Here is a 12607-nt window from a genome sequence, read left to right on the forward strand (position 1 = left end):
TGGGCATTTTTATAAACGATCCTTCTATCGACGCAAGCCTCTACGCCTCGCGCTCGACCTCACTCACGCATTCGTTCTTGATGGTGCCAACGAGCGCCTGCAGCGCATCGACCACGTGTGGGCGAATGTCCCCGCCGATAAGCACGAGCATGATGTCGTCACCTACGGCAAGCCCGCCGCTTGCCAGCCACACGCGCACATAGCCGATACCCGGCATCGCGCGCGTGGCCTCGATAGCAGACCGTACCTTTTCGGCGTCGTAGTCAAAGACCATGCCGCCCACCCTGTGGCCTGGCGCCACGCCATCGGTCTCGACTCCGCGCACCTCGGCCTTGGGCGTCGCGCGCACCACACCGTTATGCGTCAGATACATCCCACAGCCTGCCGCCGAAGCATCGGCCTTGGCCTCGCGCAGCCAAGCATCAATCGAAGGCATCAATTTGCCACTCTCGAGCATCATTTCTCCCTTACCGTCGTCGAGTAGCCAATTTGGGACGGGGCCTTTTTAGCTACTCTCGAACAACTTATTCCTCGACCGGCGTGAGCACCATGACGGCGCGTGTGTTGCTCAGCGACAGCGAACGACAGGTCACGAGCGTTACAACCTTAGTTGCCGAAGCGGCACGATCGGTGGCATCACTCGCCACGGCAGAAGCGCCGTCGAGCATCTCGGACAGGTAGTTCTTGAGTCCGTCGTCGCCCTCAAAATTGGTCGTGCGCGCCTTGGCATACGTGTCCTCGACCACCTTGGTCGCCAGCGGACGCAGCTTATACGTCGCATCGCGCGTGATGTAGTACACATATTCAATGCTATCGAACGTCGCCTGATCAGTGGTGTCCGAAATCACGTTGAACATCGACCCATCGTTCATATGGTGGCCGTAGATCGTGGTCTGCTGGTCGACCATTCCCGGCGCGGTGTCATCGCTATCCAGGAAAATGGCACCGGACGCGTTAGCCGTTCCGTCGAACAGCGTGTTGAGGTATTTGGAGTTGTTGTTGGTCTGCACCACGGGATAGTTGATGTTGGTTCCCGGCACGTAAATCCAACCCACAATCTCGGGGTTCGTCTGAGCAAGCGCATCAAAGTCGATAATCGGCACGCCGCTGGCGTCCTTATCGCTTACATATTGCTTCTCGATTTTCTGATACGAATCGCTCGCCTGCTTATAGCCAATCTGGGCATTAATAAAAATAGCGGCGGCGGCGACAATCAGGCCGATACCGATGATGATGAGCAGAATGGGAATAATGGAGCGACGCTTTTTGCGCGGCGGCTCGGTGTAATCCGACGGCGCGGCATGCGATGAAGACCGGGGCGGCTTCTTAGCGTTGCTATAAGATGAAGGTCGATATGCGGCTGGCGCGTCCTGTCGACGATGCGTCGCCGGTGTCACGGGGCGCAGCGCGCGCGGCTGCTGAGGAGAGGATGTCCGACCCTGCTGTGCCGCATGGGCAGCACCCGGCTTCGATGGATCGGGGATCTGAGAAGCCTTGAATCGTTTTCCCTGATAGTCGGACATGGCTCTCCTTATACTGCGGCGAAACGGCAGAACGCCTAGGCGTCGGCCATCTCCTGCTTCATCTTCTCGATAACCTTACGGTATTCGGGGTCGCAAGCGCCCAGAATCTGCGTGGCATAGATGGCGGCGTTCTTGGCGCCGTTGATGGCAACGCAGGCCACGGGCACGCCCGAAGGCATCTGCACCATCGACAGCAGCGAATCCATACCGCCCAAGTCACTCGTCTTCATAGGCACACCGATAACCGGCAGCGGCGTAAAGGCAGCCACGACACCGCCCAGGTGAGCAGCCTTGCCGGCGGCGGCGATAATCACTTTGATACCGCGATCGGCGGCAGTCGAGGCCCACTCGTGGACCTTCGCCGGTGTGCGGTGTGCGCTCGCAATGACAAGCTCATAGGGCACACCCAGCGCCTCGAGCTCGGCGGTGCAGCCTTCCATAACACCCAGATCGGACTTGGAGCCCATGATGATCCCGACAACCGGCTTTTGATCTGCCATAAACAAAGACCTCCTGTTGAGAGCGGTGACGCGGCGAATCCGCGACCCTTAACTACTGAGAGTAGTATAGCTGCTCCCGTCCCTGCGGTCTGCGTGGTGCTTTGCGGGCGGGCCAGGCTTTATCTTCACTCCGGTTGCTTTGCAAAGTCGTTCAGATAAAGCCTGTCCCGCCCGCAAAGCACCCCTCGACCTACCGGGGATTGCTATGACGTACGTTGGCTGATTTGGGTTGGAATGAAAGGTTTGCGGAGGGTTGTGGACAGTTAGTTCAGATACGTATTTTTTGGCCGTGCTTCTTGGCGCTAATAGAGTGGTTTGAAGTCACTTTGAGCCCCATGACAACCTTTCTCCCCCTTATATGAGCGTCTCCACCGGTTCAGAAAGTCAAATTCAGCCCAATCGGGCTCAGGTCGGCCTTTACACACCCTCTGAAAAATACGTATCTGAACTAACTGTCCAGCGACATTCTCGATCAACAGCAAAAGGCCTCCTGGCGAATGAAAATTCGCCAGGAGGCCCCTTACAAAACGTGGGCTCCTTCGTTCGAATGAACGAAGGAGCCCATGCTCTTTTTTTAGGACAGGAGGCCGCGAGTCGGGCCACCAGCCGCCAATCAATCGCACTCGCCAAGCGAGCGGCGCAGCGTGCGCACAGCGCCAAGCAAATTGGCATCGTTGCCGTTCTGTGCTGGCTTGATGCAGGGCCTCGGTATGATGGGAAGAACGTGAGCCTGATCCATCATGCGCTCAAATGCCTCAAACAGCTCGGGACGGGCGCTGATTCCGCCGCCGACCACGATGACCTCAGGGTCGATGACCGACTGCAACCCCATCAGCATGTTGTCGAAGACCAACGCGTATGCATCCAGACCGCGACGAGCGTCCTCATCCCCCTCTTCAATCCAAGAGAAAATCCGATATCCGTCGATATCATCGGTCGGATCAATCCCCTTCGCCGCACACACCTGGTCTCGGAGCGCCCGCCAGCTGGTGACATCACCGTACACCGACCCAAAGGTCACGGGCTTGCGCACATCGTTGCTCACAAAGCACACGGTGCCGGCGAGATTGTGCGCGCCTCGCAAGATGTGACCGTCAACAACGATGGCACCGCCGAGACCCGTACCGATCACCACCATCAACCCCAGGGAGACCCCCTTCAGCGCGCCGACGGCATATTCTCCCAGTGCCGCGCACATCGCATCGTTCTCGATGGTTACGGGAAGCCCCGTGCTCTCGCGCAAGATGCGACCGAGCGGATATCCGTCCAAACAGTGAAGGGCGCCGCCTCCCCCAACCACGCCATCGGAATCGCCTTCGGAAAAGACTCCGGGCATACTTATTCCCACACCCCTCACCCGGGCGCGATGGGGCTCGATCACCGAGCGGAACGTTTCGATAACCTGGTCGGCGGGCGAGGTGCATGTTGGGATACTTCCGTGCTCCTCAATGTGGTAGTCGGCGTTCACCACCGCCCATTTCACCTGAGTGCCGCCCGCATCTATACCGAAATAGCAGTCCATAATCTTATCCCCTGTCCCATAGGGTTAGTCCAGGTCCTCGCCGTTGCTCTCGATGACCTTCTTGTACCAATAGAAGCTGTCCTTGCGGCTGCGCGCGAGCGTGCCCTTGCCCTCGTCGTCGCGGTCGACGTAGACGAAGCCGTAGCGCTTGCGCATCTCGCCCGTGCCGGCGCTGACCAGGTCGATGCAGCCCCACATGGTGTAGCCCATGAGGTCCACGCCGTCGAGTTCCACGGCATCCTCCATGCTCTGGATGTTCTTGCGCAGGTAGTCGATGCGGTAGCCGTCATGGATGGAGCCGTCGGCCTTCACCTCGTCGCTCCAGCCGATACCGTTCTCCACGATCCAAAGCGGCTTGTGATAGCGGTCGTAGAGCTCGTTCAAGGCGATGCGCAGGCAGTACGGATCGGTCGCCCAGCCCCAGGCGTTGGTCTCGAGGTAGGGGTTTTTCACCATGCCGAAAGCGAGATTGCCGGACGCGACCTCGAGCTCCTTCTGGCGCAACGATACCGTCGAGCCTCCGTAGCACGAGAACGACAGGAAATCTGCCGGATAGGTTGCGAGAAGCTCGAGGTCGTTCTCGCCCATTTCCAGCTTGATGCCCGCGCGCTCCATCTCCCTCAAGCGATAGGCGGGATAGTGGCCGCCCACCTGCACGTCGGCATACCACAGCGCGTCACGCTCGCGTTCCATGGCGAGCAGATGATCGGCGGGGTCGGCGGAATAGGAGTAGATGGGGTTGTACGCGAGCATCATACCCACCATGATCTTAGGGGAGATTTGGTGCGCCGACCGAACCGTAAGGGCAGACGCCACGAACTGGTTGTGCGCCGCCTGGGCCTTCGCATGGGGGCTCCCATCCGTAAGCCCGCCCGCCATGAAGCTCCCCATGCTCATCATGTTGATCTCGTTGAAGGTGAGCCAGTACTTCACCTTGCCCTGATAGTGCTTCATGACGCAGGTGGCGTAGCGCACGAACAGGTCGATGAGCTCGCGGCTCTTCCAACCGCCGTACTTGTTCACGAGCGCGAGCGGGGTCTCGTAGTGCGAGAGCGTCACGAGCGGTTCGATGCCGTACTTAGCGCACTCGTCAAACACGGCGTCGTAGAACGCTAGACCCTCGGTGTTGGGCTCAGCCTCCTCGCCCGTGGGGAAGATGCGCGCCCAGTTCATGGACAGGCGGAAGCACTTGAAGCCCATCTCGCCCATGAGGGCGATGTCCTCGGCGTAGTGGTGGTAGAAGTCGGTGGCCGTGTGGCTGGGATAGTAGTAGCCATCAACCACCGCCACCTCCAGCCCTTCAGGAAGTCCCTCCTCGCAAACCGCATACACGGGAAGCGCGCCGGTTTCCCCTGTCGCGGTATTACGCCACGTTATCTGCCGTGACACCGTATGGCTACCGCTGGTCATGGCGTCCGAGGTGTTCGGTCCTTTGCCGCCCTCTTCCCAGCCGCCCTCATACTGGTTGGCGGCGGTGGCGCCACCCCACAGGAAACCTTCCGGAAATGCCATTGGGTACCTCCTCGATCGTGAAAACATCTTCATGAAACGGGAAGACGGGCTGCATGGCAGTCCCGGCTTCCCGTCAGATAATCAGTTAGGCGCTTGCACCCATGCGTTGATAGACCGTGATGAAGCGCTCGGCAAGGATACGGAAGCCCTCAGCGCTCATGAGCTGATCCTCCGCATGCAGCAAGATGATGCGAAACGGCAGCTCCTCGCCGCTGGCCTCTTGCTGAAGCAGTTTCATGTGAGCGTCGTGGCCTGCGTTGAACACCACGTTGCCCTCGTCGATAAGTTTCCGGGCGGCCTCAAAATCACCATTCTCGGCACAGGTTATCGCTTCGAGGTAGCAGCTGCGCGCGCTCCCCACCTGAGCGACGATAGAGAAGCACGTCATTTCAAACTGATCGATCGCTTCTTGTTTGATCTCTGACATGGCTATGCCCCCAGCAATTTTCGAGCCTGTTTGAGCACGGCCTCGCCGTTCATTGTCCCATACGCTGTCATATCAATCGGCTCCACCGGACAGTTCACTTGATTCTTAACCTTGTTGAGTTCAAAGCGAACCTGCGGTCCCAGCAGGATAACGTCGCTATCCGCATATTCCGCCGCTTGGTTGACAGGGTGCGCCTCGATGGTGCACACGAAACCGTCTTTTTCAGCCGCCTGTTGCATGCGCTGTACCAGCATGCTCGTCGAAGCGCCCGCAGCGCACATAAGTACGATATGTTTCATCCTACGCTCCCAACCTCATGGAAAATGATGGTGTGAATATGATAATCCCTATGCGGCCGATTCCTCGAGAGCGGCCTGCTCCTCTCGCAACGCCTGGCGATCAGCCATAAGGGTGAAGGGGGTATACATGAGCACCGACACCGCCAAAACCGCAACCGAGATCACCAGGCACCCGATGCCGCCCTGCATGAATGCGATGACCGGCTGGGGAAGCACCCAGGGAAGCTGAATCGTGGGATTGAACGCAGCCCCAAGACCGAGGGCGTAAAGCGCCTGGACCACGATGGCGCAGACCGGGATGTTCAGCGCGAACGGGATGAAGTACGTGGGATTCAGCACGACCGGCAGACCGAACATGAGCGGCTCGGAGATATTGAAAAGCGACGGAACAAGCGCGATGCCGCGAATCGCCTTGAAGCGCTCGGACTTGGTGAAGAGCAGCGAGATGCTGATGCCCAGGGCGTTAGCCTGGCCACCGATGGCGGTGCCGAGCGCGACGACGGCCCAAGCGCCATAGGGCAGTGCCTCGCCCGCGATGATGGCCTCGGTGTTAGCAGCGCTGCAAGCCATGATTACCGGAGCGTAGAAGTTGAGCATCACGTTGGGGTGAACACCGAAGAACCAGAAGATCGACTGCAGCGAGCACACGATGATATAGGCCAAAGGAGAGGCACCGACCATCGTGACCGGCGTGCCGATCAAGGTGTTGATCATATCGAACAGGTTGCCCCACGGGGTGAAAGAAAGACCCCACTTGGCGAACCACACCGCAGTGAATAGCACGATGGCGGCAAACATCGGCGACAGCGAGTCTGCAACCATGGGCGGAACCATATCGGGGAGCTTGATTTCAAGCTTGCTCATCAAAATGGCTGTCACCTTCGGCACGATCAGGCCAAGCAGAATGGCGACGAAGATGCCGTTCGATCCCATGTACGACGTGTTGATGAAACTCGCCATGGGAATATCCTCGAACGATTGCTGCGGCATGAATGCCAAAAACACCGCGCCGCTCACGATGCCACCGGTATAACCGCTAAGGCCGCATACCTTACCCCACCTCAAACCGATGAAGAAGGAGATGTATATACCCATCATGTTCATGGTAACGGTGAGGATGGAGTTGCCGGTCGCCATGAGACCGCTCGAAACCACCCAATCGGAGAACCCCGGAATGGGGAAGTTGATGAGAATCGCGATAACCGAGACGCCAAGGGTCATGGGCAGCGTGCACATCATGCCGCCCATGAGGGCGTCGAGCATCTTGCTGTCAGCAACCTTGCTTGCCACAGGTGCGATTGTCTTGTCCATTATGTTTTGGATCTTGTCGAATACCGCCATGTTTCAGCTCCAATCTTTGCAGTGAACTCTATCGATGCCCGCGTGCGGCATCTTCCCCTCTAGATAGCGCATCCACCTCTCTTCAAAATCACAACGACGTGCTTCAGGCAGTACGCCATTCAGCGTGAATTGGCGAGATTGCCCCAGCGGACGCTTACGTCAGGTCCGCGTACGTCACGAGCCCCACGTCCTGCTCTGCAAGCCATGCGGCGACATCAGGGTCGACAAGCATCGCGGCTTCCCGGATGCGGGCCTCGAGCATGGTCGAGTTATCTCGCAAGTACGCGTCGATATAACCTGGGTGAAACACCATGAGACGGCATATCCCTTCCGGTGTCGTTTCAAGCGCCTCTCGAAGCGCCGCAAAGGGATCCGCTTCATATGACGAGAAATCCTTGGGAACATAGGAAAGCACCGGCGTCGAGCGAAAGGTGACTGGCTCGCCCGGAGCACCCATCGCGAAATAGGGCAGGCCGTGACGCTCGGCAACGATCTCAAGGCCGCGGAAGAACATGGGGCTTGCGACCGCATGTCCCTCGAAGTAATCGGGCTCACGCCCGACGAGCTCAAGGAATCGCCGATACTGCGCCTCGATTTCGATAATGACCTCGTCAAGCACCACGAAGTCCTCCCCAGCCCGCGCGGCGGCGCGATATGCTGAGCTCCGCTTGAAATTGCCATCATCGTCAACGATGCTCGAGATGAGCGAGGAATCGCTGAGGGGCCTACCCGTGCAGATATTGGTGTGCTGACCCAAGCAGAGATCCTTGATTTGCAGGCGCGCCAAACCGCTTTCTGCAAGCGGCATGTTGGTCATGACGCCCACCGAGCGAATGAGCCCCGCTTGGACCGCGGCCGCTATCCCGCAATTAACACCGTCGCTGTAACCTAAATCGTCGGCGCGCAGCAATAACCGCTTCATCCGATCCTCCTCAACCGATATCTCGTCGAGCGGCAAAGCAACGAAGCGATGCCCTGTGTAGAGCCGATGCCGTGTTCCGGCGGGGCGGCAAGCTTCGTCGTCTCTTCTTGCATTAAGTATGACGCCGGCTATATCCAAAATCGGTTACATGCTGTGCCACAAGGTTGCGAGATGGCTACGCGAGTTTCATAACGTGAAACTCCGCAGGAATACCGGCATGTTTGAGCTATAGTTTGGTCAAATGAGGCCCTCTTATTCGGGCCACTGAGCATAAAGGGGACAGCCATCATGGAAAAATCCATCTCGATGGGATCGGTTGCCGAACGGTTGCTTGACTACATCGACACCGCAATGCAGCACGACACCAACTACGAGATAGCGACCACGCTGGTGAAAAACTACAGCAAGCTGCGCGAGCTCTCGATTGGAGAAATCGCCGACATGTGCTTCGTCTCGAAGGCTTCAGTGTCGCGATTCTGCCGGTTTATGGGTTTCGCTGATTTCAAGGACCTGCGCAACCAGCTTGAACATGACGTCCTCAAAACCGGGTTGTTTCCACATGCCTTTGTAGAACAGCTGTCAAACGACACGGAAGGCGCTCTGGCATCCTACCGGGAGGCGATCCTGCTCAATATCGAAACGACCATCTCGGCGGCAAACATCGCGAAACTGCCCGCCATTGTCGATGATTTGCACGACAGCGGGCATGTCGCGTTCTTCTCCCACCACTTCCTCTGGGACGTGGGCCGCTACTTCCAAAGCAGGCTCACCATCATGAACCGCCCCATCGAGCTTTACCTCGATTATTCATCGCAGCTCGCCTGCGCGCAATCGCTCACCAAATCCAGCCTCGCCATCATTTGCAGCATAGGGGGAACATACCCCATTCGTTATCCAGAAATCGTCAACGCACTCGCCGCCTCCGGCTGTCGTCTTCTCGCCATCACACAAAACACCTCAAGCGCCTACTGGAACCATGCCTCCTGCATACTGAGCTGCGGAGTGACCAACAACATCGACACGGGCAAGTTCGGTGCGCTTGCCGCCATCGACTTGATAGTCATGGAATACCTGAGGCGTTATGGAGCCGATTCCGGTACTGGCGAGTAATCTCGTCGGACCACCGACGCTCAGCAGGGCAAGCCGTTTTCTCTAATCACGTCCTGATACCAGAAGAAGCTGTCCTTCCTGAAACGAGCGCATTGCTTCGCATCGGTTTCCGTGCGATCGACATACAGAAGGCCGTAGCGCTTAGTGAACCCCTGATGACTTGAGCATAGATCCATGAGGCTCCAAACGCAGTAGCCGAAGACGGGATAGCCTTCGCGAATGAGCTCCTCGACCTCGCCCAAATGTCGTGAAAGGTATTCGATGCGCACGGCATCATGCACCCTGTTCTCCTCGTCAAGTGACTCGGAAAGCGCCATGCCGTTCTCCGTGACGATCATCGGAAGCTGGTAGCGATCGTAGAGCTTGCGCATGCCCACGCGAAGCCCAAGGGGGTCGATGCCGTTCGACATCCACTCGGTCGGCGCGATCGCAGGGTTATCGCAGAGTTCGAAATCCCCGCCCGACCACGGAGGGAACCGGTCGAAGCGGATGGGCTCCGTGCGCTCATGCGCACAATTGCTGAAATAGTAGTTCACCCCAAGAAAATCGGGCCTCGTCGCGACCAGGATGTCGTGGTCCCCGCACTCAACAACAGGGTAGAAACCTTCGCGCTCCAGGTAATAGCGCGCATAAGGCGAGATGTCGCCGCGCACACTCAGGTCGAGCAGGTAGTTCTGCATCATCTCCTCGGCGTTCATGGCCGCAAGCACATCCGCCGAAGCGCTCGTCCGCGGGTTGACCACCTGCATGGCGACAACGGGGCCGATCTGCGCATCGGGGTCGATCTGTCGCAGGCACGCGATGGCGCGATGCTCGGCAAGAGCGACATGATAGCTCATCTGGTAGGCGTTCTTCTGCCGTTGGCGCGGATCGGTTTCGGTGTCACCCGTGTTGCTGGGCGCGGAGGTCGCAATTAGCTGTTCATTCACGGTAACCCAGCGCTTGACGCGCCCCCTGAAGTGCGTGAAGCAGATTTCGGCATAGCGCACATAGAAGTCGATCATCTTACGGCTCTTCCAGCCGCCGAAGGCCTCGACCAACGCACTCGGACATTCGAAGTGATACAGGGTGACCAAGGGCTCGATCCCTCGCTCCAGCAGGTAGTCAATCAGCTGGTCATAAAACGCCAAGCCCTCAGGATTGGGATCCCCCGAGGCATCGGGCATGATGCGGCTCCAAGCGAAACCCATCCGGTAGACCTTGATGCCGAGCTCGGCCATGAGGTCGACATCCTCACGCCAGTGATGATAGTGGTCCGAGGCGATCTTGTTATCGGCGATGCCGGGACGCCCCGGGCCGCGATCGGTGGTTGCCGGACCTTTGCCTCCTTCATCATACCCACCCTCAACCTGAAAAGCGCTGGTGGAAGCACCCCAGAGGAAACCTTCGGGAAACCGGTGCTGAGTCATGAGTTCAACCTCTCGTCACGGATGTCACTTCTTGCAACTCCCGTTATAACGGATGTACGAACCAAAGCCTGTTACTCATTCCCGGGCAATGTTTCACGATTTGAAAACGGCCGTGCCATCATGCACCGCAAACTCTAAAGAACATGCCGTCGCGAAGGCCAAGCCTCATGCCCGCCACCGTCACGTGCCGGCGCCGCACACCGCCAAGCCGCTACTCCCCGTCGCGGAAGGTCAGGAGGTCGCGGTAGTCCGTGTCGCGCGTGCTGCCCGTCTTCGAGAACGGGTTCACCGAAGCAGGACACCTCATCCTCAAGATCTACCTCCTCGACGAAACCAAGGTCGATTTAGGAGACGCAACGTTACTACAGCGCAGGGAAAACGGCCCGCCGAATAAAATCGGATCGATCCCCCGTCTTTCGGTCGATTGCCACCACCATGGATGCCGGAAAGCGCACGGTAACTGCAACAAGCGGCTCATCAGCAACAACGCCAGGCCTGACATGGATGCGCTCAAGACGACCCGTCCAAGTCTCTTGCTCAAACTCTACGCTCTCGCGCTCGATATCTTCGTCTGTCAGGACCGATCCATCAGCTAGTTTGTACTCAGTCATTATCTAGAACCTCCCTCTCAGACAAACCATGCTTGAGAGCATTGCGGTGGACAATTGCCATGGAAGTATCCTCTCCTCCAGGCAGAGTTTGTCATACTCATTGCATGACAAACTCTGCCTTGATACGTTCCCCACCCCATGCTCATCGGCAAAGCTCAAGGCCATAAGCGAAATAAGCTTCTAACACCGAACAATTCCTACCGCTACCCATCAGACCTCTCCAGCAACATCCGTAAGTCATCGATGGGCGGCAGAGCATCGAGCAACTCTCGTGGCATATCCTTCGACGTCTTATAGGTGGCCACACCCATGGGTTTTGTGAAGTCTTGGATCACATAGTCAACAAATCCCTTGTCCATGTCTTTGCAAAGCACAAGGCCTATGGAGGGATTCTCGTGCTCGCGACGCTCAAAGTCGTCCAGGATGCGTAGATAGCCAGAGAGCTGGCCGAGATAGGCCGGCTTGAAGGGGCCGCTCTTGAGCTCGACTGCAACTAAACAGTTGAGGTCGCGGTTGAAGAACAGGAGGTCGATGTACTGATCGATGCCAAAGGCGTCGAGATGGTACTGGTTTCCCACAAACGCGAAGGCTCGACCGAACGTCATGATGAACTGCTTGATATTCTGCACGATGCCTTGCTCTAACACGCGCTCGTCGACATCCTCCGCATCGCGCACCCCGAGTTCCTCAACATTGATAAAGTCGAGCAGATACTCGTCCTTGAACGTGGCGATAGCGCGCAGCGCCTGCTGACCCTTTGGCAGCGTTGAGAGGAAGTTGTTGGAGACCTCTCCTTGATGATGAAAGTCGTCCGCCTTCAGCGAGCGTTTGAGCGCCTCCACACTTAAGTGCTCAAATGCGCACTTGTGAATGTAGAAGAGCCGCTCGTCAAGGGTCTTAGCACCTGCAAGGATATACCGATAATGGGTAAACCCAATCGCTAAAAAATCATCGAGAGAACATGTGTTTGAATTCGGCACTTGCAAGTGGCGAATTTGCAGAAGGCCACCGTCTGAAGATTCGTCACTCACGAGTGACGAATCGAGAAACGCCTGTTCATCGCCCGGAGCAGACCAAGCTTCAAAGAAGATTCGCATATATTTGAGACTTGTTGTGGAGAAGCCCCTGAGTCCTGGCAGCTCCTTCCGCAATTGTTCGCTGATGGTTTTGAGCGCGTTGGTTCCCCACGTGCCATTGCGCGTGTTGGCGGAGACGTAGCCTCCCACGGCGAAATAGAGCTGCAGCTGCTGAGCGTTGGCGCTCTTCGCCGCAGCATACTGCGCACGCAATATCGCCGTCTTGATGGTCTGAACTTCCTCACGATAGCCCGTAATCTCTGACATCATGGCGTTCTCCTCTTCTTACGAACTTGTGTTCCATGACGCGTTCTATGCTATCAACGCGTGCGGACACAAAATTGCGCGTACCATA

Annotated in this window: 13 protein-coding genes; 2 read left to right on the forward strand and 11 right to left on the reverse strand. The window is 57.5% G+C overall.

Annotation, left to right across the window (positions count from 1 at the left end; all coding sequences use genetic code 11):
- Window positions 1-40 precede the first annotated feature (40 nt).
- From I1969_RS02385 to I1969_RS02425, 9 genes are all read right to left on the reverse strand, one after another.
- Window positions 41-460, reverse strand: a complete 420-nt coding sequence (locus tag I1969_RS02385) for a molybdenum cofactor biosynthesis protein MoaE (protein ID WP_229028210.1) — start codon at window positions 458-460, stop codon at window positions 41-43.
- Between the two features lie 64 nt (window positions 461-524).
- On the reverse strand, window positions 525-1523 hold the full coding sequence (locus I1969_RS02390; RefSeq protein ID WP_195232556.1) for a class B sortase: 999 nt from the start codon (window positions 1521-1523) through the stop codon (window positions 525-527).
- A 35-nt stretch (window positions 1524-1558) separates the two neighbouring features.
- The gene (gene purE, locus I1969_RS02395; RefSeq protein ID WP_006235810.1) at window positions 1559-2023 is read right to left on the reverse strand and encodes a 5-(carboxyamino)imidazole ribonucleotide mutase; all 465 of its coding nucleotides are present in this window, start codon (window positions 2021-2023) and stop codon (window positions 1559-1561) included.
- Window positions 2024-2636: 613 nt separating this feature from the next.
- Complete coding sequence (locus tag I1969_RS02400) at window positions 2637-3545, reverse strand: ROK family protein (RefSeq protein ID WP_089572591.1); 909 nt, start codon at window positions 3543-3545, stop codon at window positions 2637-2639.
- Between the two features lie 24 nt (window positions 3546-3569).
- Complete coding sequence (locus tag I1969_RS02405; RefSeq protein WP_195232557.1) at window positions 3570-5057, reverse strand: glycoside hydrolase family 1 protein; 1488 nt, start codon at window positions 5055-5057, stop codon at window positions 3570-3572.
- Between the two features lie 85 nt (window positions 5058-5142).
- Complete coding sequence (locus I1969_RS02410; protein ID WP_089572593.1) at window positions 5143-5484, reverse strand: PTS lactose/cellobiose transporter subunit IIA; 342 nt, start codon at window positions 5482-5484, stop codon at window positions 5143-5145.
- 2 nt (window positions 5485-5486) lie between these two features.
- Entirely contained in the window at window positions 5487-5783 is a 297-nt protein-coding gene (locus I1969_RS02415) for a PTS sugar transporter subunit IIB (RefSeq protein ID WP_089572594.1), read from the reverse strand.
- A gap of 48 nt (window positions 5784-5831) precedes the next feature.
- On the reverse strand, window positions 5832-7124 hold the full coding sequence (locus tag I1969_RS02420) for a PTS sugar transporter subunit IIC (protein WP_195232559.1): 1293 nt from the start codon (window positions 7122-7124) through the stop codon (window positions 5832-5834).
- 154 nt (window positions 7125-7278) lie between these two features.
- A complete protein-coding gene (locus tag I1969_RS02425; protein ID WP_099432427.1) occupies window positions 7279-8046 on the reverse strand; it encodes a ChbG/HpnK family deacetylase in 768 nt (255 codons plus the stop codon).
- A gap of 288 nt (window positions 8047-8334) precedes the next feature.
- Between I1969_RS02425 and I1969_RS02430 the strand changes: the two genes are divergently transcribed.
- Window positions 8335-9156 (forward strand): MurR/RpiR family transcriptional regulator, encoded by an 822-nt coding sequence (locus I1969_RS02430; RefSeq protein ID WP_195232561.1) that lies wholly within the window; start codon window positions 8335-8337, stop codon window positions 9154-9156.
- Window positions 9157-9176: 20 nt separating this feature from the next.
- On the opposite strand, the gene I1969_RS02435 is transcribed toward I1969_RS02430, so the two are convergent.
- Complete coding sequence (locus tag I1969_RS02435) at window positions 9177-10565, reverse strand: glycoside hydrolase family 1 protein (RefSeq protein ID WP_195232563.1); 1389 nt, start codon at window positions 10563-10565, stop codon at window positions 9177-9179.
- 251 nt (window positions 10566-10816) lie between these two features.
- Here I1969_RS02435 and I1969_RS02440 point away from each other — a divergent pair, with 251 nt between their 5' ends.
- Window positions 10817-11161 carry a hypothetical protein gene (locus I1969_RS02440; protein ID WP_157758013.1) on the forward strand — a complete coding sequence of 115 codons (345 nt, stop codon included), beginning with the start codon at window positions 10817-10819 and terminating at the stop codon, window positions 11159-11161.
- A gap of 218 nt (window positions 11162-11379) precedes the next feature.
- Here the strand turns inward: I1969_RS02440 and I1969_RS02445 are convergent, their stop codons facing one another.
- Window positions 11380-12522, reverse strand: a complete 1143-nt coding sequence (locus tag I1969_RS02445; protein ID WP_195232571.1) for a PDDEXK nuclease domain-containing protein — start codon at window positions 12520-12522, stop codon at window positions 11380-11382.
- Window positions 12523-12607: the final 85 nt, after the last annotated feature.

Source organism: Collinsella aerofaciens, assembly GCF_015548375.1.
In the GTDB taxonomy this organism is placed as follows: domain Bacteria; phylum Actinomycetota; class Coriobacteriia; order Coriobacteriales; family Coriobacteriaceae; genus Collinsella; species Collinsella aerofaciens_AB.

Bases quoted from the DNA above. Each gene is read 5' to 3' on its own strand.
- I1969_RS02385 (WP_229028210.1), bottom strand. From the start codon at position 460: ATGATGCTCGAGAGTGGCAAATTGATGCCTTCGATTGATGCTTGGCTG.
- I1969_RS02390 (WP_195232556.1), bottom strand. From the start codon at position 1,523: ATGTCCGACTATCAGGGAAAACGATTCAAGGCTTCTCAGATCCCCGAT.
- purE (WP_006235810.1), bottom strand. From the start codon at position 2,023: ATGGCAGATCAAAAGCCGGTTGTCGGGATCATCATGGGCTCCAAGTCC.
- I1969_RS02400 (WP_089572591.1), bottom strand. From the start codon at position 3,545: ATGGACTGCTATTTCGGTATAGATGCGGGCGGCACTCAGGTGAAATGG.
- I1969_RS02405 (WP_195232557.1), bottom strand. From the start codon at position 5,057: ATGGCATTTCCGGAAGGTTTCCTGTGGGGTGGCGCCACCGCCGCCAAC.
- I1969_RS02410 (WP_089572593.1), bottom strand. From the start codon at position 5,484: ATGTCAGAGATCAAACAAGAAGCGATCGATCAGTTTGAAATGACGTGC.
- I1969_RS02415 (WP_089572594.1), bottom strand. From the start codon at position 5,783: ATGAAACATATCGTACTTATGTGCGCTGCGGGCGCTTCGACGAGCATG.
- I1969_RS02420 (WP_195232559.1), bottom strand. From the start codon at position 7,124: ATGGCGGTATTCGACAAGATCCAAAACATAATGGACAAGACAATCGCA.
- I1969_RS02425 (WP_099432427.1), bottom strand. From the start codon at position 8,046: ATGAAGCGGTTATTGCTGCGCGCCGACGATTTAGGTTACAGCGACGGT.
- I1969_RS02430 (WP_195232561.1), top strand. From the start codon at position 8,335: ATGGAAAAATCCATCTCGATGGGATCGGTTGCCGAACGGTTGCTTGAC.
- I1969_RS02435 (WP_195232563.1), bottom strand. From the start codon at position 10,565: ATGACTCAGCACCGGTTTCCCGAAGGTTTCCTCTGGGGTGCTTCCACC.
- I1969_RS02445 (WP_195232571.1), bottom strand. From the start codon at position 12,522: ATGATGTCAGAGATTACGGGCTATCGTGAGGAAGTTCAGACCATCAAG.